The 25,938-nt window shown below is 67.7% G+C and carries 16 protein-coding genes; 11 read left to right on the top strand and 5 right to left on the bottom strand.

The window, feature by feature from the left end; all coding sequences use genetic code 11:
- Positions 1–3 precede the first annotated feature (3 nt).
- Together HAV40_RS11370 and HAV40_RS11365 are read left to right on the top strand one after the other, a co-directional pair.
- Complete coding sequence (locus HAV40_RS11370) at positions 4–1,266, top strand: hypothetical protein (protein ID WP_166380909.1); 1,263 nt, start codon at positions 4–6, stop codon at positions 1,264–1,266.
- Between the two features lie 15 nt (positions 1,267–1,281).
- Entirely contained in the window at positions 1,282–1,587 is a 306-nt protein-coding gene (locus HAV40_RS11365) for a hypothetical protein (RefSeq protein ID WP_166380908.1), read from the top strand.
- Positions 1,588–1,924: 337 nt separating this feature from the next.
- Here HAV40_RS11365 and HAV40_RS11360 read toward each other — a convergent pair whose 3' ends face one another.
- Both HAV40_RS11360 and HAV40_RS11355 read right to left on the bottom strand, forming a co-directional pair.
- The gene (locus HAV40_RS11360) at positions 1,925–3,238 is read right to left on the bottom strand and encodes a tetratricopeptide repeat protein (RefSeq protein WP_166380907.1); all 1,314 of its coding nucleotides are present in this window, start codon (positions 3,236–3,238) and stop codon (positions 1,925–1,927) included.
- Complete coding sequence (locus HAV40_RS11355; RefSeq protein WP_166380906.1) at positions 3,231–6,896, bottom strand: CHAT domain-containing protein; 3,666 nt, start codon at positions 6,894–6,896, stop codon at positions 3,231–3,233. Before HAV40_RS11355 ends, HAV40_RS11360 begins: the two co-directional genes overlap by 8 nt.
- A 60-nt stretch (positions 6,897–6,956) precedes the next feature.
- Between HAV40_RS11355 and HAV40_RS11350 the strand changes: the two genes are divergently transcribed.
- The gene (locus HAV40_RS11350) at positions 6,957–7,367 is read left to right on the top strand and encodes a hypothetical protein (protein WP_166380905.1); all 411 of its coding nucleotides are present in this window, start codon (positions 6,957–6,959) and stop codon (positions 7,365–7,367) included.
- 28 nt (positions 7,368–7,395) lie between these two features.
- On the top strand, positions 7,396–8,379 hold the full coding sequence (locus HAV40_RS11345; RefSeq protein ID WP_166380904.1) for a hypothetical protein: 984 nt from the start codon (positions 7,396–7,398) through the stop codon (positions 8,377–8,379).
- 457 nt (positions 8,380–8,836) lie between these two features.
- Here HAV40_RS11345 and HAV40_RS11340 read toward each other — a convergent pair whose 3' ends face one another.
- Positions 8,837–14,614 carry a ThuA domain-containing protein gene (locus tag HAV40_RS11340; protein ID WP_308441060.1) on the bottom strand — a complete coding sequence of 1,926 codons (5,778 nt, stop codon included), beginning with the start codon at positions 14,612–14,614 and terminating at the stop codon, positions 8,837–8,839.
- 1,430 nt (positions 14,615–16,044) lie between these two features.
- On the opposite strand from HAV40_RS11340, the gene HAV40_RS11335 reads away from it, so the two are divergent.
- The 3 genes from HAV40_RS11335 to HAV40_RS11325 are packed head-to-tail and all read left to right on the top strand — an operon-like array spanning position 16,045 to position 17,772.
- Entirely contained in the window at positions 16,045–16,185 is a 141-nt protein-coding gene (locus HAV40_RS11335; RefSeq protein WP_166380903.1) for a hypothetical protein, read from the top strand.
- Positions 16,186–16,188: 3 nt separating this feature from the next.
- Entirely contained in the window at positions 16,189–17,451 is a 1,263-nt protein-coding gene (locus HAV40_RS11330; RefSeq protein WP_166380902.1) for a hypothetical protein, read from the top strand.
- A 15-nt stretch (positions 17,452–17,466) separates the two neighbouring features.
- Positions 17,467–17,772 carry a hypothetical protein gene (locus tag HAV40_RS11325; protein WP_166380901.1) on the top strand — a complete coding sequence of 102 codons (306 nt, stop codon included), beginning with the start codon at positions 17,467–17,469 and terminating at the stop codon, positions 17,770–17,772.
- Positions 17,773–17,890: 118 nt separating this feature from the next.
- Here HAV40_RS11325 and HAV40_RS11320 read toward each other — a convergent pair whose 3' ends face one another.
- Positions 17,891–19,294 carry a restriction system modified-DNA reader domain-containing protein gene (locus tag HAV40_RS11320; RefSeq protein ID WP_166380900.1) on the bottom strand — a complete coding sequence of 468 codons (1,404 nt, stop codon included), beginning with the start codon at positions 19,292–19,294 and terminating at the stop codon, positions 17,891–17,893.
- Between the two features lie 229 nt (positions 19,295–19,523).
- On the opposite strand from HAV40_RS11320, the gene HAV40_RS11315 reads away from it, so the two are divergent.
- Together HAV40_RS11315 and HAV40_RS11310 are read left to right on the top strand one after the other, a co-directional pair.
- Positions 19,524–21,359, top strand: coding sequence for a DUF262 domain-containing protein (locus HAV40_RS11315; RefSeq protein WP_166380899.1), 1,836 nt, complete (start codon positions 19,524–19,526; stop codon positions 21,357–21,359).
- A 286-nt stretch (positions 21,360–21,645) separates the two neighbouring features.
- Entirely contained in the window at positions 21,646–23,745 is a 2,100-nt protein-coding gene (locus HAV40_RS11310; RefSeq protein WP_166380898.1) for a nuclease-related domain-containing DEAD/DEAH box helicase, read from the top strand.
- A gap of 16 nt (positions 23,746–23,761) precedes the next feature.
- Here HAV40_RS11310 and HAV40_RS11305 read toward each other — a convergent pair whose 3' ends face one another.
- Positions 23,762–24,277 carry a hypothetical protein gene (locus HAV40_RS11305; RefSeq protein ID WP_166380897.1) on the bottom strand — a complete coding sequence of 172 codons (516 nt, stop codon included), beginning with the start codon at positions 24,275–24,277 and terminating at the stop codon, positions 23,762–23,764.
- A gap of 305 nt (positions 24,278–24,582) precedes the next feature.
- Between HAV40_RS11305 and HAV40_RS11300 the strand changes: the two genes are divergently transcribed.
- A complete protein-coding gene (locus HAV40_RS11300) occupies positions 24,583–25,107 on the top strand; it encodes a peptidoglycan-binding domain-containing protein (RefSeq protein WP_166380896.1) in 525 nt (174 codons plus the stop codon).
- A gap of 293 nt (positions 25,108–25,400) precedes the next feature.
- Positions 25,401–25,793, top strand: coding sequence for a hypothetical protein (locus HAV40_RS11295; RefSeq protein WP_166380895.1), 393 nt, complete (start codon positions 25,401–25,403; stop codon positions 25,791–25,793).
- Positions 25,794–25,938 lie beyond the last annotated feature (145 nt).

Raw genomic sequence — 25,938 nt, 5'->3', positions numbered from 1 at the left:
GCCGTGCCGGACCCCGCTCTTCCACTGGTCGCGCCACGGGTCGACACGACAACGTGGTACTCGGGCCTCGGTATCGTCGAGACCCTGGACTTGCTGATCGGTGGCGTCAGGAGTGGCTCCTGGGTCGACGGCACACTGGGTGGTGTCGGTACCGTCGCCGAAGGCGCCGTTTGGGTACTCGATCCGGTGGGCGCACTCGTCACCGCCGGCTTCGGTTGGGTCGTCGAGCATGTCGAACCGCTGTCGAACGTGCTCGACTGGCTTGCCGGCGACCCGGACCAGGTCGCTGCGAATGCACAGACCTGGCGAAACGTCGCCGTGGAGCATGACGACATTGCCGACCTGTACCTTCGGGGCGTCCGCTACGACATCCCGGACTGGCGTGGTCCTGCCGCCGTTGCCTACCGCACGCAGGCCGCTGACACTTTCGAGCTGGCGATGGGCTTGGCGAAGGCGTCGGAGGCGATGAGCGTTGTCGTGGAGATGACCGGATCACTGGTCAGCCTCGTTCGCACCCTCGTACGCGACCTCATCGGCGAGCTGGTGTCAATCATCATCGCTCGGATCCCGCTGTGGACGGCAGAGACGCTCGGCACCTTCGGTCTCGCCACGCCCTACGTCGAGGCCCAAGTGGCAGCCCTCGTCGCGAAGTGGGGCGCACGGATCATGCGGCTGATCAAGGCGCTCACCTCCAGCCTGCGCAATCTGTCACCTGCGCTGCGGAAGCTGGACGAGATCGTCGAGACCATGGCTCGCCTTATGGCGCGCCGGTCCGGTACACCATCCTCACATCTCGACGGCGACGCGGGCTTCGACATCTTGCAGAGCGGCGGCATCGTCCGGCGGCCCAGAGACGCCGGCGACTGGGACGCCCGCTGGGCATCAGAGATGTACGACGAGATCCGATCAGCCGACGACGTGGCGGACGTGGCGGCAACGGCCGCCGAACACGGCTTCACGCCCGACGACGTCATTCAGATCAAGAACCACCTCTTTCACGAGGAGCACCTGCTCGACTATTTCCCGCCGGGGGAGATGGCGCGCTTCGACCCCAACCCGCGAATCGCCGAAGCGTGGCAGCGGCTCGCCAACGGCACCCCGCACCCGGCCGACCTCGACCTGCTCCGTCACGAGCTGTACGAATCTCAGCACATGGCCAGGACCGGCGATCCCAGTTACATGAAGGCCCACAACGCCACGATCGAGGCAGGCCACCCCTGGAACGAAGGTGCTGCCGCAGCCGACGGTCTAGGGTTCCAGGGGTAACGAAGGGGTCAGCGCGTGTTCGTACTGGGCGTGTTCAAAGTCGCGGAGCTGCCGAGCGGCGTCCTCTACCGCTGGGAGGCCGATGGCGGCAGCACGGCCGCAGGCTACGTGCTGTTCGACCCGGTGAGTCCGGCAGTGAGGCCATGTGCGGAGGACGGAGCCGTCCAAGGTGACCTCGTGATATCCGGCTCTCAGCTCGTGGTCGGCGGACACGACCCCTCATCCGACCGGCTCAAGGTAGTGCGGGTTGCCGGTGCGATCATCACAAAGTTTATGCAATCCGGTGAGGTACCGGAAACGGCGCACAAGTACTACGCGTGAACTGCGTTTAACCCCGCTGGTGCGGAAGAAATCGATCTCGCGCCGGCCCTCGCAGTTTCTGGCCCGATCTGAGATGAATTAGGCTGATATCGTGCTGCACATGAACACCCAAATGCATCATGGACGCCGAAAAGCGGTGTTCAAATGCCCCCTCGGACACCAATCAAATCCCAACGATGTTCGCCAAGATCAATCATGGCGAACACCGTTTGTGTTCCTGCGGATACGTCTGCCTTAGCCGTCGGATCGGTGCAGGTCGAGCTCGTCATTGGGTTCTGGCGCCGGACGGGTCTTTCTGGTGCCTCGCTCCGCTGTCTGCCGGTACCGCCGCGGCGGGTCACAATTGGTCGATGCCGTACTGGCGCAAGGTGCGCTGGGCGAGCACCAGGCGAGTGAGCTCGTGCTCGAATCCGAGCACCTCGATGATGTCAGCGTGCCACTCGTCGAGCAGTTGGTCGGCGTCCTGCGACCTGGACCGCAGGCTGTAGAGGTTGATGAGCATGGTCACGGCCGTGATGGTGAGCCGGGACAGCCGCCCGAGTTCCCGTTCGCAGTCGACGACGAGCACCTCGGTCGCGATCAGTGCCTGCTCGTCTTCGTCCTGCCGCCACAGCGTGAACGCCAGCCTGATCCGGGCGTCGAGGGTGACCGGATGGTTCTCGCCCAGGTGGGTGACGCAGTCGGCCAGCGTCCGTTCGAACTCCTCGCGGGCCTCGTCGAGGTGTCCCTGGTTGCGCAGCGTCGTGGCGGCGCGGACCCGCGCGATCAGCGTGTGCAGGTCGTGCGCGCCGCGCGCGGCGGTCTGGTCGCGTACGAGGGCGTACATCTCGTCGATGCCGCCCTCGGGTTCCAGGTCATCGGTGTCCGCCAGCGCGGGGCGGGGGTGGGCGGGGTCCGCCTTCGCGGCGGCGTGCGCGCCCGACGTGCGGGCGTGGGCTCGCCGGGCCCGGGCCAGGCCGTCGCGGACGTCGACGGTGTCCGCGTGCTGCGCGCCGAGGTGTTGCTCCATCTCGGGGACCAGGAGCTCCAGGATCCGGATCGCCTCGGCCGGGTCGCCGGCGCTGCGGAGGATCACCGCCCGGTTGTTGCGCGCCATGAACGTCGACCGGTGCCAGGGGCCGACGGTGCGGATGTGGTGGGCTTCGATCTGGTCGACGGTCGCCAGCGCCTCGCGGTGTCGTCCTGCGGCGTGGTAGGCGCCGCCGAGGTTCTGCATCACGTGCCAGATGTCCGGGTCGTCCGGGTCCTGCGTCGTCTGCCGGGCGGTCAGTACCTTCTCCAGCAGCTGCACCGCACGGGTGTGCTGGCCCGACTGCTGGTACGTCGAGGCGAGCGTCTCCAGGATGGACAGGGTGACCTCGTGTTCTGGTCCCAGCCTGAGCATGACGACGTCACGGGCTCGCTCCGCGAGCGGCACCGCCCGTTCGCCCATCTGGTGGTGCAGTAGGGCGACGATGGCGACGTTGTAGACGCGCAGCGAGATGGTGGTTTCGTCCTCGACCGGGGTGGCGTCGATCAGCGAGAGGATGCGGGGCAGTTGGCTGAGCACGACGGCGATGGCGTGCCGGCCCTCGCCCAGGGCGGTCAGCGTGTCGTGCAGCTGTCGGGCCTCCACGGCCACGTCGTCTGGCGGCGTCACCGGATCACGCACCGGTGTGGAGGTAGGCGGCCCAGACGGTGGGCGCGGCGGGGAACCGGGCGCGCAGCGCGCGGACGGCGCGGTGCAGGGCGGTCGCGGTCGCGGTCGCGTCGAGCGGCTGCCGGCCGCCGCCGGTGAGGTGGTGGTACAGCGTGTCGGCGAGGTCGACGGCCGTCCCGTCGGAGACCGGCCACAGCGAGCCGACGACGTGTCGGAAGCCGAGGAGCTGGAACGCCGCGGTCAGATGGACGGCGTCGTCGGCTGTCGACGGGTTGGTCTCGTAGGTGCTGCAGGCGGAGAGCACTGCCAGCTCCTTAGCCTCGAGGTGGAGGGCGGAGAGGTCCCGCACGGTCAACGGATCGGTCTCGTGGTCGGCCAGGATCAGTCGGCTGCGGGCGGGTTCGCGCAGGTCGGACAGAGCGTGGCAGGCGAAGTGGGCGTACGGGTGGCGGGCCAGGCCGGCGAGCACCTCGGCTTTGCGTGCGCGGCTTTCGGACAGCTGCTCGGTCTCGGGGACGTAGCGGGTGATCCGGTCGACCTCTGCGGCCACGCCCCCCAGGGTGCCGGCGCCCGGCAGGGTCGGCTGAGCCACGACCAGCATGCTCCCGCCCGACGGTGGCACGGGGCGGGCGCGCGCGTACTGCAGGGCCCGGATGCTGACGGTGTAGGACGACACGACCCTGTCCAGTACGGCGGCTGCGGTGCCCCGGTCGTGCGTGCCGGCGGCGTGCCAGGGCAGGTTGGCAAGGAACCCGACCGGGCACCACCAGACGCGGGGGAGTTCGGCGTCGTCGGCGTCGGGCACGGCCGCCGCGCCGAGTGCTTCCATGATCGGCTCGGCGGCGACGGTCCACAGCCAGGAGAGCATGCCGGTGACCTCGCGCTGGCCCCGTATCCGGGCCCGGATCGAGTACCCGGGGTCGGTGGCCACGGTGCGTGCCGCGAGGAATGTCAGGACCCGGTCGCTGGCCTGCTCGTAGGCGAGTCCGGGCAGGGGCACGTGGCGGACGGGCCGGTCGGCGTCGGCGGTGATGATCAGCGCGTGGCCTGACTCCCCGGTGGAGGCGACGATGATGATCGGGCCGTCGCATGCCTGTGCCCTCAGCTGCGACAGTCCCGGTGGTTTCAGGAAGTCGGTGAGCGGCGTGCTGGTGCGGATCCGTGCTATCAGCGCGTTGCGTTCGGCGATGGTGGTGCCGCGCAGGTCGGCGGCCTGGCGGTCCGTGCCCGGTGCGGGCTCGGCGGAATCGAGGCCGCGGATGCGGCGCAGCACGTCGTTGAACTGGGCATACAGGTCGCTGTCGAGGCGCTGCAGTTCGCTGAGGTCGCCGCGGGCGCCCAGGGCCTCGGCATAGAGCAGGCCGCGCGCCTGCTCCAGCAGCTCCACCGCGCGTGCGGGATCGCCGGCGGCGACGCAGGCCCGCACGATCTGGGCGGTGAGACCCTGCTGGTCGCGCAGGATCCGTTCCCGGTCCTGGCGGGACTGGTCGGGAGAGGCCACGAAGGGCAGGTGCGCGACGGCCTCGGCGAGCGCGTCGACCGCGGCCGCGGGCCGGTCGAGCCGCAGTGCCGCCTCGGCGTACATGCGGCCGGAGTTGACCCGGACGTCCGGCCGGGCGGCCGGAGCGTGCGTGGCGGCCTCGAATGCCGCCAGGGCCTGCTCAACCGCGTCGGTGCTGTCGGACTCGTGGTATAGCGCCAGACCGAGGTGCAGGCTGTGGAACGCCCACCAGGGGCTCTTCGGGTCGGTGGTGTCGCGGGCCTGGCGGGCGGCGAGCACGGCCTCGGCACCGGTCGCCTCGCCTTCGATCTGGCCGAGCAGGCGCAGGGCACGGCCCAGGTTGCCCTGGTAGGCGTAGCGGTCCACGTCGTCGTCGGGGGTGAGGGCCATGCCGCGCCGGGCGAGGTCGACGGCTTCCCGAGCGAACGTCGCACGTTCCGCGCCGCGCGTGCTGGCGGCCAGGTCACGCAGCACGTCGGAGTACGCGTGCAGGCGTCGCCCGTGGGTTCGGTCGGTGATGCCGGGTTCCGCGGCGAGTTCGCGGCGGATGTCGACGGCCTCCCGGAGCAGGCTGAGGTCGTCGAGGATGTGCGCGGAGTTGCGCAGCACCGCGGTGTGCGCGTGGAGCACCGACGCCCGCCAGGCGGCGACCGTGTGCCGGCCGGCGTCCGGGTCGTCGGTCTGGACGGTGTGCACGTCGAACAGGGTGAGGCTGTCGCCGGGGGTGCCGCCGGCCTCGATGTAGGCGACCGCTTGCCGGCTCACGGCCAGGGCTTCACGCTGGGCGGCGCGGTCTCCGGCCAGGTCGAACCGGCAGGCCAGGGAGGAGGCCAGCGACGCCAGCAGGGTCGCCTGGTCCAGGCTGGGCGAGGCCGGTGCCGCGCATGCCTGCCGGCCGAGGTCGATCGCCTCGTCGACCAGCGCGACGTCGCCGGAGATCTGGGCGACGGTGCGCATGCAGGAGCCGAGGTTGTGCAGGAGACTGGCGCGTTCGGCGTGATCGATGATCCGGCCGGTGCGGGTGACGGCGTGCGCCCGACGGCCGTACGCGATCGCGCGGGTCGCGTCCTGCAGCGTCCCGCGCGGCAACTGGTAGCGGCGCATCAACAGGTACATCAGGGCGATGAGGAACAGGGCGTCGAGTGGGGCGTCGGGTGGCTCGGGCCGGACCGCGCCGGTGCACAGCGCCAGCAGGGCGTCGTCGTCAGGGGTGGCCTGGAGTCCGGCCATCGCCTGTCCGAGCATGGCGCGCAGGTTCTTGACCGCGGCGTCGGCGACCGGTCCGGCGCCGGCGGCGGTCTCGCGCAGCAGTACCGCCGCCTCGTGCAGCAGCGCGTGTCGCGTGCCGAACGCGCCGAGATGGCCCAGCGCCCCGCCCAGGTTGAGCCGGAGATGGTCGCGTTCGTCCGCACTCCTGGCTAGCGGCAGCGCTTCCCGGAACAGGTCGACGGCCTGCTCGACCAGGTCCAGCCGGTCGGTGTCGCGCCCTACGGTGAACCGGGCCACCCCGAGGTTCTGCAGGAACAACCCCCGCGCCGGGTCGCTGGCGGTCATCGCGTCGAGCATCGCCTGGTTGGCCTCGGCCGAGGCGCGGGCGGTTTCGAGGTCGTCGACCAGTGGGCGCAGGACGGCCAGGTGAGAGGCGAGACCGCCGAGATAGCGCGTGCGGCCGGGGTGCCGGTCGCCGGCGGCTACGCAGGCCAGCCGCAGCAGACCGGTGACGAGCCGGGCCGTGGCGAGGTCGGTGTGGTCGGCGAGGAAGCGGGTCATGGGTTCGCGGACGAGCGCCACCCACACCTCAGGATCGGTGTTCATGCCCGTCTGCCAGGAGAAGAACTCCCGGGGGTCGGCACCGGTCGCGTAGAACGCGGCGACCATCGGCGGCAGGGAACCTGGGTCGGCGAGGTGGACCGGGCCCAGCAGCTGGCAGGCGGCCACGAAGGTGGGCAGCCGGGTCTGCTCCGGTGCGTTGAGGTGACGCAGATAGAGCACCCAGCCCACGATGGACAGGACCTCGAGGTCCGGGCCGTGCTCCGTGGCGGGTCGACGGTCATGGAGGAGATCGACCAGCTCGGCGAGGGTGGTGTCGTCGTCGAGGAGCTCCGTCGACTGGTGCTGCCGGGCGTGTGCCAGCTTGGCGTTCAGCAGTGCCAGCAGCCGTACCCGCACCCCCTACCTCCTCAGTGGACAGACCGCGTTAGCGCTGTTCTGTAGGTATACACTCACCCTGTGCTACCGGACAATCATTATGGTGATTCGACCGACGACGGGACAGAGCTGGCCGAGCGCATCGAGCGGCTCTGTCGGGCATTCGACCGCGGCGACCTGTACGAGGTGCTGGCGGCCGCCGATGCCGAGGAGCAGTTCGAGACGGCGCTGACGGAGATCCGTGCGGGCGCCTCCGACCCGGCCCGCATCCGCGGCGCGCTCGACGCGCTGGACGACCAGCTCCTGCTCGTGGGCGTGCACGGGTTCACCCGCGCCAACCGCTCGTTCCGGCTGCTGCCGCCCGGCCCCGGGTCCGAGCAGGTGTGGGTGTGCCCGCTGCGGATGTGCGTGCGCGCCGAGTCCCAGCCTTCGGCGAAGTCGCGCTGCGCTGTCGGTGGTCGCGGGCTCGAACCGGTGACGGTGCCGGGGTGACGCCCGGTCGTGCGCCGGCGGCGACGCCATGACGTCTCTGTTGCAGGAGCTGTCCAAGCGGGTGCTGGACCGCTGGGCCGCGGTCGTGTTCGGCCCCGGGCTGCTGTTCGTCGCCTGCGCGTGGCTCGGCCTGCGGCTGGGCCACCGCCACGCCGCAGACGTCGAGCGGGCTCAGGCGGTGATCGCGCGGTTCGGGGTCGGGTCCGGCGCCGACGATACGATCCGGGTGGGTCTGGCCTTGGCGGCGGTGGCGTTCGCGGCGGCCCTGTGCGGGGTGGGAGTGGCTTCGCTGGGTCGGGCTGTCGAGGCCGCGTGGGGTGACCCGCCCGGCCTGCTCGCCGACCGGGCGGCGGCGCGTCGCCGGCGGCGCTGGCTCGCGGCGGACCGGGCGCTCACTGCGGAGCTGGACGCGTTCGCAGCGGCGGTCGCCCGCGGCCGGCTGCGCACGGCCCCGCCCCGGCAGCGCGCCACCGCGGACGTACCCGAGGACCCCGACGACGCGCGGGCGCGCCGACGTCGGCTGCGTGCTAGGCGCGACCGGGTCGCACCGGCCGAGCCGGTGGCCGCGACGTGGATCGCCGACCGGCTCGCCCTGGTGGAACGCCGGGTGCTCGCCCGGTACGGGTTCGCGTTGCGGTCGGCGTGGCCGCACCTGTGGTCGGTGGCGCCCGAGCCGTTGCGGACGGACCTGACCAGCGCCCAGCGCGGGTACGCCGATGCGGCGCGCCTGTTCGCCTGGGGCCTGGCCTACCTCGTGCTCGGCCTGTTCTGGTGGCCCGCGCTACTGATCGGCCTGGTCGTCCTGGGCAGCGGCCGGCGGCGGGCGCGCCGTGCGACCGAGGTGCTCGCCCAGCTGCTCGAGGCCACCGTCGACCTGCACGGTCGGCAGTTGGCGATGGCGCTCGGCATCGCCTGTGACGGTTCGCTGACCACGGCGGTCGGCGAGCAGATCGAGCAGGTGCTCGCCAAGACCCTGCCGGAGCAGCCTGCGGCTGTCAGTACCGGGCCCTGACTCGCCGAGGAGCGGCCGCAGACCCACGACCGGGCTGCGGCGGCGTCGTCGGCCGCCACCGGCGCCGATCAGCCCGCCGAGCGGCCCGGTCCGGGTTGTTGACCAAGGCAACGACGTCGGGGGCCCGTGGGTCACGGCAGGCCGGTGATCCTGACGGAGCTGGTTGTCGCTCACAACCAGCGGACGCGGGATCTTATGGGTCGGCGTCAGCGTTGCCATCGACCTGCGGGAGGTTGCCGAGATGGTGAATGAACTACGGGGAAAGCCCGCCGACGTGGAAGAGGCTGTACGTCGTTTGATCTCGGCCTGACATGCCCGACCCGACAGACTGAGGCAGTTCCAGGACCTTCTGACGACTCGCGCTGGTGGTTACCTTCGCAACCCTGAACGCATGGCGTACGAGGTCGCGCCGCCACGGAGTTCGTGACGGCGCGACCTCGTACCAGATGGTGCTTGTCTACCTCAGGCGGCCGTTCTTGCCGATGCGGACGACGTCACCGTTCAGCCGTCCGACCCCGGCCAGTGACGTGCCGCCGTTGGCCTTGGCCCCGGCGTTGGTCGGCGGTGTGCCGCCCAGCCTGATGATCATGGCATCGGTGTCGCGGACGAGTACCGCCCGGACTTCGGCCTCGGGCACGAGCGAGGTGTTCAACGCGAGCGCGCGGAACTCCTTGAGCTGGCTGATGGCTTTGGCGTCTTTGCCGTTCGCCTCGGACTGGCGAGCCGCTGTCAGCTTGGCCGTCAGCTTCTTGTGCGCGTTGGCCGACAGCCGGCTGGTCGCCTTGAACCGGTCCAGCAGGTTCTGCATGTCCCGGAACGAGGTCGTCACGTAGAACCGCACCGTGGAGACCGTCTTGTTGCCGGCCTTGTCGGTGGCGGTGACCGTCAACTCGTGCAGGCCGAGCCGCAGCTCGTACATGGCCTGCAGGGTGCCGGTCGTGTACGCCGCGCCGTTGAGCGTCCCGACGACCGACGCGATGCCGGAGGTCGGATCGACGGCCTGGAAGGTGACCCGGACGTCCTGGCTGTCGCCGTAGAGCTGGCCGTCGGCCAACCCTGCCACGATGACGGTCGGCTGGTTGCCGTCGACCTTCAGGATGGCGGACTTCAGCGTCTCGACGTTGCCCGCCCCGTCGGTGGCCCGGTAGAGCAGCTCGTGCTGCCCGTCGCCGCCGATGTTGACAGGCTCGGTGTAGGGCGTCCACGGCCCGCCGTCCAGTGACCACTCCAGCTTGGCCACGCCGGCACCGGCGTCGGTGGCGGCGAGCAGCACCGGCACCTGCCCGGCGTGCCAGCCGTCGTCGTTGGCCGGTGCGAACGTCGCTGTGGTGACCGGCGCCGTGGCGTCGATCTTCACCTCGACGGTCTTGGCCTGCTCGACGTTGCCTGCGGTGTCGGTGGAGCGGTAGCGCAGCTGGTGCGTTCCTGTCCCGCTGATCAGCACCGGCTCGGTGTAGGCGGTCCACGTCGTGGCGTCGTCGAGCTGGTACTCGGTGCGCGTGACGCCGCTGCCTGCGGCCTCGTCGGCGGCGGTCAGGCTGACCGTCGGCGACTCGGTGTACCAGCCGGCGGTAGCCGCACCGGTCACGGTAGCCGTGGTCACCGGGGCTGTGGTGTCGCCGGCGCCTGGCGTGGTCATCCGGAAGTAGTCGAAGCTTGCCGGCTTCGACGCCGTCTGGTTGGCGCCGAGCGTGAACAGCCCGACCTTGGGAGTGTCACCTACGACCGTGTTGGTCAACGGCTCCAGCGCCGTCCAGGTGGTGCCGTCGGCGGAGTAGGAGGCCGTGTAGACGCCGCCCACCCGGGCCAGTCGCAGGTGCCATACCGCGCCGGTGAGGTTGGTGATTCCGGGTTGCGGGTTCTGCACGACACTGGCGATCTCGCTGCGGAACTCGATCCGCCGGCTGACGGGTGAGCCGGCCGTGTTGTCGACTATGTAGTCCAGCTTCAGGTAGTTGTCGTCGTCGAGGTAGACCAGCAGGCCTGCCTGCTGGTACTGCTCGTTGAGCTGGCTACCGTCCACCTTCGTCTGCAGCGTCCAGTCACCGGATGGCGCGTTCTGCAGGATGAAGTTGGTGGGCCCGGTGTTGGCACCTGTGTAGATGTCCCCGTTAGGCACATCTATCTCCAGCTTGCCGCCGGTGACCCGGTACTTGCCGGCTTCCTCGCGGACTACCGCGTTCCACTTGCACCGGTCCAGGGCTGACCCGTCGAACTCGTCGGACGGGTCGATCGGCCCGGCCGGAGCGTCCGGGGTGATCTGGAACCAGTCGAACGCCGCGTCGACGACCGGTGCGGTGGTGCCGCCGTTGAGGGCGAACATGCCCACCTTCGGGTTGACGATGCCGGCCAGCGCGGCCGACTGCCCGACCGGCGCGAATGTCACACCGTCAGCTGACCAGGCCGCCGTCAGGTTCACGCCGTCACTGATCAACCGCAGGTAGGCCGTGTCGCCGAGCTCTGCCGGGGCCCTGACCGCGTCGGCGGAGCCGTTGCGCGGCGACCCTGCGGTCTCCCGGATGAACTCGAACTTCCTGGAGCCTCCGTACACCAGGTCCAGCTTGGCGTAGTTGTCGTCGTCGCCGTACACGATCAGGCCGGCCTGCTGGTAGTCGGCCGCCACGGTGACAGACACCTTGGTGGTCGCCTGCCAGGCGCCATCCGGTGCCGGCTGCAGGATCAGGTTGGTCGCGTCGTTGCGGGTGCCGTAGAGGTCACCGACCGCGGTGGGCAGCCGCAATGTGCCACCGGCCACTGAGTAGAGCTGGTTCTCCCGGACCACGGTCGACCAGCGGCCCTTGTCCAGTGCGGTGCCGTCGAAGTTGTCCGAACGGGCGCCGAGGCAGGCGTTGTTCGGCGCTTGGACCCTGACGACCACGTTGGCGTACGACTTCGCGCCGCGCGCATCGGACACGGTCAGCGTCGCTGTGAAAGTGCCGGGGTTGGCGTAGGTGTGCGTGGCGTTGGCGGTGGCGGCTGTGGCGCCGTCTCCGAACTCCCACAGGTAGGTCAGCGGGCTGTCGTCTTCGGCGTCGGTCGCCGAACCGGTGAAGGTGACCAGCACCGGCGCGGTGCCGGTGGTGGGCGTCGCCGTCGCGGTGACCACCGGCGGCGCGTTGTCGGTCACGCCGCGTCCCAGGAAGTCGACCCAGTTGACGTTGAACAACGAACCCGTACCGGTGTCGCCTGCCGGGTTCTTCGCCACCAGGAACAGCGGCCCGGTCACCGTGCTCGGGCTGCTCAGCGTCGCCGTGACATCGGTGAAGGTCTGCCAGCCGCCGGTGCCCGGCACTGTCGCGGTAGCCAGCACCGGCCCGTCCGCCGTGCCGGTCCTTACCTCGATGCGTCCACCGGCGGTGGCCGACGCCACCCGGAACCGCAGCACGTCGATACCGGTCAGGTTCACCGGGGCGTACGACCAGAAGTCGCCGTCCTCGATGAAGCCGATGTTCTGGAAACCGCCGGCGGTGTCGGTCGTCGTCTCCAGTTGCACGCCCGGGTCACCGCCGCCGACGCCGTCGGGAGCCCGTCCGGTGGCGGTGAAGTACTCGGCCTGCTTGCGCTTGGGCTGCAGCTGTTCGATCGCCCTGCCGGTCAGCGCGTGGGAGCCGCCGGCTCCACCATCATCGGTGTAGGTGGCCTCGAACACGGCAAACACGTTGGCGTCAGCGCCGTGGCCGGAGGCCAGCGACGTCTGCACGGTGCCGGTGCACCCGGTGTACGACTGCAGGGGGTGTGCGTGCTGGTCGTGACCGAGGTAGTACTGCAGCCTCACCCGCGAGCAGTCGATCGTCCCGTCCTCCGGGTCGGTCACCGCGACGGTGTACTTGACCTGGTCACCCCACTCGAAGAAGCCGCCGTCCGGCGGGAACGAGATGGTGACCGTGGGTGCGGTGTTGCCGACCGTGACCGTCACGTTCGCGACGGCCGTGCGGTTGGCGGTGTTGGTGACGGTCAGCTGCGCCGTGTAGTTGCCGGCAGCCGGGTAGGTGTGCGACGGGTTGGCCACGGTGGAGGTGCCACCGTCACCGAACGTCCATGCGTAGCTCAGCGCCCCGCCGTTCGGGTCACGCGACCCGGCGCTGGAGAACTGCACCGAAAGTGGCGCAGGTCCGGAGTCCGGCGTGCCGGTCGCCACCGCGATCGGGGCCCGCTCGCCCGCTATGTAGTCGATGCGGTAGATGCCGGAGTCGCCGTTGTTGCCGCCGAATCCGGTGCCCCATTCGATCAGGTAGAGCGCGCCGTCCGGACCGAACTCGATGTCCATCGGCCGCAGGAAGGTCATGCCGCTGAGCATGTTGTTGATGTCGACCAGCGACCTGCCGTCGGCGGCGACCTGGAACGCGTACATCTTGTTCTGGTTCCACTCGCCGAACATCGCCTTGCCGTCGTGGTACGCCGGCCACTTGCGCTCGGAGACGAGGTCGGGGTCGTAGCGGTACACGGGCCCGGCCATCGGCGCGCCGCCGCCACCGATCTCCGGGAACAGTGCGTTGCCGCTGTAGTCGTAGTCGACGGTGGCGCTGACCGCGGGCGGAAGGTTGGTCAGACCCGTGTTGTTGGGCGAGTTGTTGACCGGGGCGGCGCAGTCGAACTTCGCGCCGGACGGTCCGCTCGGGAAGGTGTAGTCGTTGTAGGCGTAGTTAGCCCCGTGGCAGTACGGCCAGCCGTAGTTGCCGGGCTGGACGATGTTCCATTCGACTGTTCCTTCCGGGCCGCGGTTCGGGTTCGTCGTGCTCGCGTCCGGGCCGTAGTCGGCCACGTACAGCGTGTTCGTCTTCGCGTCGATGCCGATCCGGAACGGGTTGCGGAAGCCCATCGCGAAGATCTCAGGCCGGGTCATCGCCGTACCCTGCGGGAAGAGGTTCCCGCTCGGGATGGTGTACGTGCCGTCGGCCTCCGGGTGGATGCGCAGCACCTTGCCGCGCAGGTCGTTGGTGTTACCGGAGGTGCGCTGGGAGTCAAAGTTCTGGCGCCCGGTCCGCTCGTCGATCGGGGTGAACGAGTCGGACTCGAACGGGTTGGTGTTGTCGCCGGTGGCCAGGTACAGGTTGCCGGCGCGGTCGAACACCATCGAACCGCCGGCGTGGCAGCAGGTGGTGCGCTGCGTCGTCACCTCCAGCACGACCTTCTCGCTGGCCGGGTCGATGCTGTCGCCGCTGGCCGTGAACCGGGAGATCCGGTTACGCGTCATACCGTCGTTCGGCGCCCAGTACAGGTAGACCCAGTTGGTGGTGGCGAAGTTCGGGTCCAGCCGGATGCCGATCAGGCCGTCCTCGTTGCCGGTGAAGACATCCAGGTCGACCGCGGTCACCGTGGTGCCGGTGGCGGGCTTGATGATCTGCACCCGGCCGTCACGCTCGATGTAGAAGACCCGGCCGTCCGGCGCGACGTCCAGCTCCATCGGATTCTGCGTGTTGCTGTCCAGCGTCACCTTCTCGTACCCGCTGGTCAGCGACGCGCTGCAGTCGGAGTCGAGCGCACCGGCCGCGGTCTGGATGCCGCCGAGCAGGTGAGCCAGGAATGAAGGCTCGGTGTACGAAGCGATGGTGTGACCGATCCCGGTGTACCAGGACCGGCCGCCGTCATAATCCTGGCACCACGCGATCGGGTGATCGGCACCCATCGCACCGGTGCCCGGCGAGTAGGACCGCTCGTCCAGACTGGCCAGCACATGCACCTTGCTGCGCGGGTTCGCCTGGTAGTTGTACCACTCGTCGATCCGTGACCACTGCGCCGGCAGAGCAGCCGTGGACGGGTGCGCTGGGTCCTCGACCTTGATGGTCGCCTGCTGGTTGTTCGGGTGCGCAGAGAAGTATGCGCCGACCAGGCTGCCGTACCATGGCCAGGCATATTCGGTGTCCGATGCGGAATGCACGCCGGCATAACCGCCGCCGGCACGGATGTAGCGCTCGAAGGCTTCCTGCTGGGCGGCGTCGAGCACATCACCGGTGGTCGACAGCCAGATCACCGCCGCGTACTGCGCGAGGTTGGCGTCGGTGAACGCGCCAGCGTCCTCCGTCGCGGTGACCGTGAACCCGTTGTCGACACCGAGTTGCTGGATCGCTGCGATGCCGGCGGGAATGGAATCATGCCGGAACCCGGCGGTCTTCGAGAAGACCAGCACCGAGAACGGAGCGAGCGCCGCGTTGGCTTGACGGGTGGTTGCCGGCGCGGCCCGCGTGGGCGACTGCCCGACGGCAAGCGCGGTCACGGTCATGGCGAGCGCGAGCACCGAACCGAGCAGAGATCGCGCTCTGATATTCGGATGGGTGCGGCTGCGACGTTGTGCGGACACGAAGAGTCTCCAATGCCTGGACGGGACTTCAGAGCCCGCCGCGGCTCGCCGAAGACCTGTGGGGGTAATAGTTGAGGCATTGAACAAATTAGCGCCGCCACCGAAGTCTTGGTTAGATTGCTGCTGGTCAATTCCATAACGTTTCGATAACGCGCCCGACGTCGACAGACTCCTGGCCCGTTGTACGGTGGCTCGGGTCGGGCAAGGTCCGTTGGTTACCCTCACGCGTCGCGTCGCCACCGCAGTTCGATGAGTTCTTCCTCAGCTCGGCAGGCTCGCGGTGGCCCGCGGCGAGGAGCCCCGGAAGCTGCTCCACCGTGAAAGTGTCGAGACCTGGAACCCCGCCCCGATAACAGCTAGATCAACTGAATCGACGTCGACAGCGTCGAATCCGGTGGGGATTTCGTTTGGGTTACCCCTCGGATGCCGATTAAATCCATCCGACGCTCGGCAAGATCAGCGAAAATAGGTGACCCTGAGTCGAGCGGCTTCGGTAGCGGTCGAGCTTATGTTCGGATAGGTCTCTTTCCAGAGTTTGTGGAGCGTCGCCGAGTTCCCCGAGCGCGGCATAGACGCCGTCGATGGTCATCGGCTCAATGACGTCGTCAGGGTGCGAGGTGGGTCGACGCGCCAGGGCAGGACCGCGCCGAAGGTAGGTGACTGCTACTCCTGCGCGGTAACACGCATCGACGGGAAGCGACGACGCTGTTTAGTCGAGCCAGTCGAGTGCGGCAGCTCGCTAGACCTAACGCCCTGATCGAAGCATCGACAGAAGCCTTGTCCGGTTCGGCTCGGTCTCCTAGGCTGCGAAGGCTAGGTGACTCGGGAGGCGAAGGTATTTGTTCGACGCTGATGCGGACCGGCTCGACGCTCGAGTCGAACACTGGGCGAACGTACTTGAGGATCGTGCCCGCCGCGCTGCGGATCTCGCAGCGCAGGTTCGCGACTTGAGAGTCGACGCCTCGATTGGACGTGGAATGGTCACCGCGACCGTGGATCAGGGCGGTCACCTCACCGATCTGAGGCTGGACGGCGCGTCCGTGACTGGCCGGCGACGCGGATCGCGCAGGGCGTGCTGGCTGCCACCGACGCGGCCCGCCAGGCCTTGGCCGCGCACATCCTCGAGCTCACCACTGTAGCGGGATTCGGCGATGCTGATCGCTGACGATGGGGTGCCCCTCGAGCAGGTCGTCGCTCCGAGCGAGTAGATCAGCCGTCATGCGCGTACTGTCAGCGGCCTTGCCGACCGTGCCGACACGGTGCACAGCGCCGCGCGTAGGGCGAGCCTGGACATCGATGCCTACGGCCAAGCGTGCGCGTTTATACCCGCAAATCTTGCGCCGTTCCAAGCCCGGATCATCGCTGTGATGCAGATGTCGGCAGTGCATGTGGAGACTATGGGTGAGGCGCTGCGCGCGGTCCGCACGACCTACCAGATGGCCGATGACTCGGTCAGTGGTCATCTTGACCTGCTCGCCCGTTACCGACCTGCCGACAGGCAGATCTGAGCGGTGCCAGAAGCCAAGAACCCGCTCGTAGCGCCGCGCGTGGACACGACAGCCTGGTATTCCGGTGTCGGCATCGTCGAAACGGTCGACATGCTGGTCGACGGCGTCAAGAGCGGGTCGTGGGTCGACAGCACGCTGGGTGGCTTCGGTACTGCCGCGGAAGGCGCGGTGTGGCTGCTCGATCCTGTCGGTGCTCTCGTCACCGCCGGGTTCGGATGGGTCGTTGAGCATGTCCAGCCACTGTCGGACGCCCTCGACTGGCTCGTGGGAGACCCTGATCACGTGGCAGCCAACGCGCAGACGTGGCGAAACGTCGCCGAGGAGCAAGACAGCATCGCCGATCATTACCTGCGAGGCGTCAGATACGAGATTCCGGACTGGCGCGGTGCTGCCGCTGCGGCCTACCGGGCCCAGGCCGCCGATACGTTCGAACTGACAGCGGGGCTGGCGAAAGCCTCAGAGGCTATGGGCGTCATCGTCGAGATGACCGGATCGCTGGTGACGCTCGTCCGTACGCTGGTGCGAGATCTCATCGGGGAACTGGTGTCGATCCTCGTCGCCCGGATCCCGCTGTGGACGGCGGAGACGCTCGGCACCTTCGGTCTCGCCACGCCCTACGTCGAAGCACAGGTGGCAGCCCTGGTCGCGAAGTGGGGCGCACGGATCATGCGGCTGATCAAGGCGCTCACCTCCAGCTTGCGCAACCTGTCGCCTGCCCTGCGAAAGCTGGACGAGATCGTCGAGACCCTGGCTCGCCTCATGGCGCGCCGGTTCGGTGCACCATCCGCCCACCTGGACGGCGACGCGGGCTTCGACATCTTGCAGAGCGGCGGCATCGTCCGGCGGCCCAGAGACGCCGGCGACTGGGACGCCCGCTGGGCATCAGAGATGTACGACGAGATCCGATCAGCCGACGACGTGGCGGACGTGGCGGCAACGGCCGCCGAACACGGCTTCACGCCCGACGACGTCATTCAGATCAAGAACCACCTCTTTCACGAGGAGCACCTGCTCGACTATTTCCCGCCGGGGGAGATGGCGCGCTTCGACCCCAACCCGCGAATCGCCGAAGCGTGGCAGCGGCTCGCCAACGGCACCCCGCACCCCGCCGACCTAAACCTGCTTCGGCACGAGTTGTACGAGTCGCAGCACATGGCCAGGACCGGCGATCCCAGTTACATGAAGGCCCACAATGCCACGATCGAGGCAGGCCACCCCTGGAACGAAGGTGCTGCCGCAGCCGACGGTCTAGGGTTCCAGGGGTAATGAAGGAGTCAGCGCGTGTTCGTACTGGGCGTGTTCAAAGTCGCGGAGCTGCCGAGCGGCGTCCTTTACCGCTGGGAGGCTGATGGCGGCAGCGTGACCGCTGGCTTCGTGCTGTTCGATCCGGCGACCCAGGCAGTGAGGCCATGCGCGGAGGACGGAGTGGTCCAAGGTGACCTAGTCATATACGGTTCCCGGTTTGTGGTCGCCGGCCACGATTCGTCATCTGACCGGCTCAAGGTGGTGCGAGTCGCCGGGGCGATCATTTCAAAGTATCTGCAATCCGGTGAGGCGCCGGAGACGGCGCACAAGTACTACGCGTGAGCCGGGTCTAGCTCCACAGGTGCGCCAAACCGATGTCGCTCCCGCCCTCGTGGCTTTTGCCCGAGATCAATTACCGCTGGTGATGAACGTGCCCAGCCTCTCCGTTACGTGGAACCGTTCAGCCGTTGTATCGCCTGATCAGGTTCAGGAAGTTGCGCAGTATGGCGACGTCCTCCGCCCTGACGGGATCGGGATTGAAGTGCATGACAGTGTTGCGGACCCGGCGTATCTGGTCCAACCGCTGAATGAAGGTCTTCCGATCCAGCGGCCAGCCGAGTTGCGCCCAGCACGATGGATTATCGAGGACAGCCTGGTACTGGCCCATGGTCATCTCATGAAACGTCTTGAAGCCGATCTTCGCCGCCGTGCACGCCTGCCGTGCGGTCTCCTCGTCGAACGTGTTCTGGATCAGGAGGCGGAGTTCCTGATCGACCTCGCCGATGAGGAAGAACGGCGTCGCGGTCTCGTCGTACTTCTGTACCACGTCGGCGGTGGTGATGATGCCGTTGATCGTGTTGTCGAAGTCGCTGACGAATATGAAGCCGTCACGCTGTAGTACGTCGAGGACGTCGAGCAGGCGGGTACCGTAGCCGAAGACTTGAACATTGCGGTCGACGGCGTCGCTGAACTTCGCATCGGGCTTGAGGTGCCTCGCCTCAGCGATCGATTTCCACGAGACCGCCCCGTGCAGTTTGCGGGGAGTAGCGAGCACCGCAAGCTGAGAGTAGTCATTGAGTTGCATGGTGGTGACGGCTTCCTCGAACGTCGCCGAAGGGGAGACGGCGGCGAGTCGCCGCGTGCCGGACAACAGGTTGCCGAGCGTAAGGCCGATGTCGACACTCACCTCCTCGCTAGCCAGCCGAGCGGACGGCGAACTCGATTCCTCGAGGGAGGTTGCGGCGGGAATGGTGGGAGCCTCGACGGCAGGGGCGACGATGCGTACGACATGGTCCAGGCTTACCGCGCGGAAGTCGGGCACGGTGGTCAGCCCGTGGTTGGCCAGGTCTGACTCGATCTGCATGCTCGTGGAGCGATCCCGGTCCTCTGCGCCCCAGAGTTTCAGCATCTCCTGAACGGTCAGGGTGCGTGGCTCGCCGGAATCGGCGGCGCTGCGGGCGTCGTTCAAAAGGGCAAACCGCTGGGTCGCGGCGTCGGCCTCGGGCTCTGCGGTGCTGGCGGCCCGCGATACCTCGTCGGCTACCTCCTTCAAGAGCTCTTGACGAAGCCGATAGAGGTAGGGGCCGTCACGCCCGACGCGCCATGCGGACCACCCGGCGACCGCGGTGACCTCGGCGAGTGCCGTGGCTGCCGCAGAAGGCGAGCTGAATTCCCGCCCGTCATCTAGTCGCAGGCGCCCGCGTTCGGTGAGCACCGACCGGAATGGCTCCATGCCCACGCGCTGCTGGTAGAAAAGCTCCTGGCCGGGCTTGAGCAAGCTTGCTTCGATCAGGTCGGCGAGCCGCACGCGGCGCCCGTCGATGAGCAGCTCGCGGCGGGTCCGGGGCCGGTCTTCGAGCGACATGCGCGACTCTCCTGCTGTCGGGATGCGGTCGGCTGGCGACAGCCGCTCTGCACAGTAAACCGGGCGGGCACAACACCGCGGACGATCCTGTCCTATCCAGAGCGATACCGCAATCGGCGCAGGAATACATTTCCTCGACCGGGTGTCACTCGAAAGATGACCGGACGATGGCGGCAGTCTGGATCTCGTGGAAGGGTTGTCGTCTTGGTCGCCGTGGTGGGGGTTTGATATGCCGTTCGACAGCCCAGACATTAACCTCGGAACGCTGCTACAGGATGTCGGTCAGGGCAAGGTCCAACTGCCTGACTTCCAGCGAGAATGGAAGTGGGACGACCCGCGGATCGCCAGCCTGCTTGCGACCATCAGCCTTGGCTACCCGGTCGGGGTCGTGATGATGTTGGAGACGGGTGGCGATGACATCCGTCTGGCGCCCCGCCCTCTCGCTGGCGTGGCCGATGGAGCCGCACTGGCCGAGCCGGAGCAGCTGCTGCTCGACGGCCAACAGCGGCTGACCTCCCTGTTCCAGTCGCTCAAGGCCCAGCAACCTGTCGAGACCTGCGACCCGAACGGTAAGAAACTGCAGCGTTGGTACTTCATCGACATGGAGCGAGCGCTGGATGAGGACGGCGATCGTGAGGAGGCGATCCTCTCCGTGCCTGCCGACCTGAAATTGCGGAAAGACTTCGGCCGGGTGACCATCGCGGACTATTCCACGATCGATCAGCAATGTGTGGAAGGCGTTTTCCCGCTGTGGATCGCACTCGACGCGGCGAAGGTCTTCGAGTGGGGCGGCCGGTATGTCGCAGGGGACGCGGACAGAGTGCATCGTTGGAATGCCTTCTACGCGAAAGTACTGCAGAACATCATCAGCTACACGGTGCCTGTCATCGTTCTGAAGAAGTCGACGCCGAAGGAAGCGGTCTGCATAGTTTTTGAGAAGGTGAACACGGGCGGAGTGGTGCTCAACGTATTCGAGCTGCTGACCGCCACGTTTGCTGGAGATCGAAAGCACCAGGACTTTCGCCTCAACGACGACTGGCGGCAGCGGTACGAGCGGCTGGCCGCGAAGCGTGTTCTCGGCTCTGTGCAGAACACCGACTTCCTGCAGACGATCTCGCTACTGACCTCGTACGCGCGACGAGAGGCCCATCTGGCGGCTGGGAAAGACTCTGCGCAGTCGCCAGGGGTGTCGTGTAAACGCCGCGACATCCTCAAGCTCACGCTGGACGACTACCTCACCCACGCGCCTGCGGTTGAGGAGGGTCTGATCTGGGCCTCGGCGTTCCTTACCCGTCAGCACATATTTACTGACAAGGATGTTCCTTACCGGAGTCAGCTCATTCCGCTGGCGGCGATCAGGGCAGTGCTGGGTTCTGCCGTGGACACCCACAGCGCCGACATCAAACTGCGACGCTGGTTCTGGTCCGGGGTACTGGGCGAGCTCTACGGGGGTAGTACCGAGACGCGCTTCGCCAGGGACCTGGAGCAGGTCGTTGACTGGGTTCGCGGCGACAGGGCCGAGCCGGGCACCGTGTCGGACGCGAGTTTCCACGAGTCCCGGCTCTGGAGTCTACGGACGCGCAACAGCGCGGCCTACAAGGGCATCTACGCGCTGTTGATGCGGGAAGGTGGGCTGGATTGGATCCAGCCGCAACCGATAAATATCGCTAACTTTCTCGACCTTCAGGTCGATATCCACCACATCTTTCCTAAGACGTGGTGCGACAGGAACAACATCAGCCGGGCCGACCGTGAGTCGATCGTCAACAAGACGGCGCTGTCCTCCGTCACCAACCGGGCGATCGGTGGGCGAGCTCCGAGCAGCTACCTGGCGAGGGTGGAATCGGCAGCCGGTGTCCGGGGCGACAAGATGGACCAGATCATCGAGTCGCATCTGATTCATCCGACAGCGCTGCGCTCAGATGACTTCGAGACCTTCTTCGAGGATCGGCAGGTGAAGCTGCTGAATCTCATCAGCGAGGCGATGGGCAAGTCAGCCGTGCGTGATGTTCCTGAGGAGGGCGAGTTCGAGGAGCAGGACGACGACCCTGATTATGAGGACTGAATGTCCCGTCCTCAGCGGCGGTTCTCGGCAGCCCAGCAGCGGGTGAACGGCTTCTGACGCCCCGGAAATGTGATCATGTCCGGAGAACTCGGCGATCGTGTCGTGGTTGCCTGGTGTCGCAGACTGATCGATAGTGCTTTTCGCCGACCATTAGCGATCTGGGCTGACACAGCGTGGTGCGTCGATTACTGTATGGCACAGTCGATCGATGTAGGTACCTGGGGAGGGCCGGCGCGATGAACGTACCCCGTGGTCGGGATGTTGGCGCGGTTGACAGGTGCCTGTCGTGACCGGTCGGCGTCGCGCAGACACCGACCGGTCTCAGCAGCTGGTGCGGGACCAACTGGACGCGCAAGCCGTACTGGCGCCACGGTTCGCCCGTGGCGCGTTCGGCGAGCGACAGATCGCGACGGCCTTGATGGCACTCACCCGCCCGGACGGTGCCGGGCGGCAGCGATGGTTCTTGATGATCGACCGTGCCTGGCCCGGAACCCGTTCGGCGAACGTGGACATGATTCTGATCGGACCGCCGGGCGTATTCATCGTCGACGCGAAGGAGTGGACCAGCCAGCCTCAGATCCATGCCGGTGTGCTGTGCGCGGGTCTGGACAACCGGCAGGCCGAGATCGCGAAGGTGAAGGCGATGATCCGGCCCGCGCAGCACGCGCTGGCACGGCGGCTGCAGATCGTCGCCGACATCGTTCATCCGGTGCTCGCTTTCGCTGGTCATTCGGTGCACCGCAATCACCAGGGCGTGATGTTGCTGGGCGTGAAGGAGCTGCGCCCGACGCTGGCCGGAGAGCTGCCGTCACGTCTGTCGACGGCCGACGTGACAGCTGTGCACGAGGTCCTGGCACAGGTGTATCCGGCGTACGAGCCCTGCAACCTGCCGGCCGATCGGGTCGCCGTCCAGGCTGCCGCCCAGGTGGCAGGAGGACTCTTCGAACCACAGGACATCCTCGACGCCGAGGTCGCGGCCGCGACTGCCCGGCCCATGGAGCGCTGGATGACGTTCCTGCACGCCAGCCAGTTGGCGATCGTGCGACGCACCTACACGGGACCTGCCCGGATCAGCGGCCCGGCGGGCACGGGAAAGACGGTGGTGGGACTGTGGCGCGCTGTCGAAGCGGCCAAGAACACGACCGGTCCGGTGCTGCTGACCAGCCTCGTGCGCATGGTGCCGCGGGTGCAGGCGAGACTGCTCCATCAGATGCGCCCGGACCTGGCCCATCGCATCGACTGCGTGCATGTGCACGGGTGGGCCGCCAGGTTCCTTGCCGAGCGCGGCATCGAGGTAGCCTACGACGCGGCGGCTGCCGAGAACGAGTTCAGCCATGCCTGGCTGGCCATGCGCGGCTCGCCCCTGGCCGCGTTGGACCCGCGGCCGGTCTACTGGCGGCAGGAGATCGATGTCGTCATCAAGGGCCGGGGCATCGCCGAGCGTGGCCAGTACCGGGCTAGCGCGAGGCCCGGCCGGCAACTGCGGCTCACAGAAGGTCAACGCGACTTGGTATGGGACCTGTACGAGCGGTACCAGCAGCGTCTCGTGCACCGTGGGATCGCCGATGCGGCCGATCTGCTGATGCGGGCGCTCGCGGAGGCGCGGCGGGAGCCGCCGCAGCCCGGATACGGGGCGGTCATCGTCGACGAGGTGCAGGACCTGTCTTTGACGGCGCTTCGGCTGGTGTCCGCTGTCGCGCCACCGGGGGCGAACGGGTTGCTTCTGATCGGTGACTGCCGCCAGAAGATCTATCCCGGCGGTTACCGGCTGTCTGACGCGGGCCTGTCGATCACCGGCGGACGCAGTGAGGTTCTGACCGTCAACTACCGCAACGCCCCGGCGATCCTCGACGCGGCTCTCGACGTCATCGCGGAGCAGCGGCTGGAGGACATCGACGGCACGATGGTCACGGGGCGGCCGGCGGATCTGGCGGTGACTCATGGCGCTGGGCGGGTCGTGCGGGTGTCGGAGGAGACTGAATCCCAGCTCGAGAACCAGGCCGTCGCGGCTGTCCGGGAGCTGGCGGCCGGGGGAGGCTACGGCGAGGTCGCCGTGTTGTGCTACCGGGGAGCGCAGGCCAGGCGATACGCCGCCCTGCTGCGCAGGGAGGGCATCCCCGTTGTGGAACTCGATGCCTATACCGGTGACCCCACCGACCGGGTCAAGGTGGGCACCTGGCACAAGGCGAAGGGCCTGGAGTTCGCGCACGTCCTGCTGCCGGGCCCCAGTAGCGCGATCACCGACGCCGCCAAGGGGTACCAGTCCGATGATGAGTCGGCGACTCTGGCTCGACACGCTCTACATGTGGCGATGAGTCGCGCTCGGCTGACCCTCTGGTTGGGGGAGACGTCACGCGCGCCCGCCAAGCCTGGTGCCCTCGCGTGAGGCGTGCCGGGTTCGCTCAGCGCAGATGTGCCGACACCGTGAAGTCGGGCACGCCCAAGTCGTCGCGGGCGGCCATGTAGAACGCGTCCCGTGCCAGGTCCACGGCACGTTCCGCAGCCTGCCACGCCTGAGGATCGGTCGCCTCGCCCCGGACGTATGACACGGGGACCCGCAGCACGCGGTGCCACTCTCGTGCGGATTCGAGTGCGCCACTTCCGCCCAGTAGCAGCAGCGCTTCCCAGCTGACCGCCCGATCTGCGATCGCAGCGGACAGCAGCGGCAGGCCGTCCTCCGGCGTCAGTGGGTCGCCGCGGTTGTGGAATCCGTGGTGGGCCGCGATCCGGAAGGCGACGCTGTATATCCGCTTACTCGCCTCGCCGAAAGCGATGTACGCCGTCAGCCTGCGCTCGTCCCAGCGCACGTCCTGCGCCCGCTGCCACCGGCTACGTTCAGTCGCGGTGGTGACGAGATATGTCGCGACCGCACCGATCACGACACCGGCCAGTGGCAAGATGGCCGTCAGCGTCTCCATTGCCGCAGTGTAGTGATGCACGTCAACGTATTGGTACATCTTTGTGGATCTAGTGGCCTGTGGTCCGGCGCGGCAGTGGCATGAAGCGCTATCCGCTGGTAGGCGTTCGCTGTGCCGCGTTTGACGATGGCCTGGTGCTCCGTGGTCACCGGGCCATGTCATCGCTGCTCGGCGGGCAGCGTTACTCGTCCGTACGTTCTAGATCCGGTTCTGTCCGGTGTCCGGGCCCGGTGCGGCGGTGATGATCAGGCCAGCGGTCGCCGCAGTCCGGAGTTGGTCGGTGCGGATCCGTCCGCCCGCCGGCGATGGCGACGCTGTTCACCGGCGATTCCACTTCCAGGGATCGAGTGAGGAGCAAAATCGGCATGTTCAAGTCGGGAGCTCGGCGCGTTTTCACCGTCACCGCGATCGTTCTCGCGTCCGCCGTGGTGCAGTTGGTCGGCCCGTCGGCGGCCCACGCGGCCAACCCCCAGTGCGACGGCACAGGTCTGATCATCCGGCCCGACGACTACGGCGGGACGCATTCGGCGTGGATTCCCGGGTACCGGTCGAGCAACTTCAACTGCTGGCTGCTGCGCGGCTCGCACAACTCCGGGGTCGGCCAGCTGCAGCGGGCGCTGAACTACAACTTCAGATACTTCGACGGCTGGGTCATGCTCAGCGAGGACAACGACTTCGGGCCCAATACCGAGGCCGGCCTGCGGTTCGCCCAGAGGTGGTGGCACGACCACCTCGACGCGACCATCAAGATCGACGGAGGTTACGGGTCGCAGACCCGCAACATCATGTGCTGGCCTGCGATGAACAGCGGGAACTGTACCCATTACTGATATTGCAACGATGCCGCAGGCGGCGGCAGGATCGGCCCTGAGCAGGGCCGGCCCTGCTGCCTGCCGCGATCGCCCGCGTCGAGCAAAAGTGGAGCCTGCCGTCGCTGGTCCCGATGCTTCCATCCCGAACGTTGTGCACGCCTGGGCGAAGTCAGGGGACCTGGTTCTCTGGGTCTTGCGACGCCCCCTCCAGAAGGAGATCGACTATGCGACGTCGATCGGTGACCTCGATGCCGTGCGTAGGCTGACCGAGATCAGGGACGCGGCGATCGCGAAGATCCGGGAGGAGTGGTATGGATAGCGGGAGTGCTGATGCCCAGTCTCCGGGCGGCGACCGCGCCGCTGTCAAGGCGCTCTCCGACCACGAGATCATTGAGCTGATCGGCCGCGGGCGCACACTGCGTCGGGCCGCGCTGCTCGAGCTTATCGGCAGGGCAAGAACCGACGCTCATCTCGTCCAGCCGCTGGCAGACCTTGCCGAGGATCCCCGGCTCCGTGAGGACAGGTTGTTCCATCTCGTGTCGATGGCGTGGGTGGCGATCATCGGCCTGCTGGGCATCGAGACCCCCGGGTCGAGGGCGGCGGCGTCTCGGGCGTTCGCCGCGCTCGACCCACGGGATCAGGAGCTGCTTCTCGGCTACCTGCGGGTCGAGCGCCTGGAGGATGCCCACCCGGACCGGGTCTAGGCGTGGCTGAGCATGCTGCCCACGCCCTGGGTCAGGTATGACGACGTGCAGTCGCGTGGTGGGCGAAGCTGCCCTCGTTGTCAGCCCTGGGCGTGCCAGCTCGCGGGGCCTAAGCCGATCCGATGATGTGATCCAGGTCACCAGT

Origin of the sequence: Catellatospora methionotrophica, from assembly GCF_011297335.1 — a bacterium.
In the GTDB taxonomy this organism is placed as follows: Bacteria; Actinomycetota; Actinomycetes; order Mycobacteriales; family Micromonosporaceae; genus Catellatospora; species Catellatospora methionotrophica.
The sequence above is the reverse complement of the archived record's forward strand: the minus strand, read 5'-3'. Positions and strand labels throughout refer to the sequence as shown.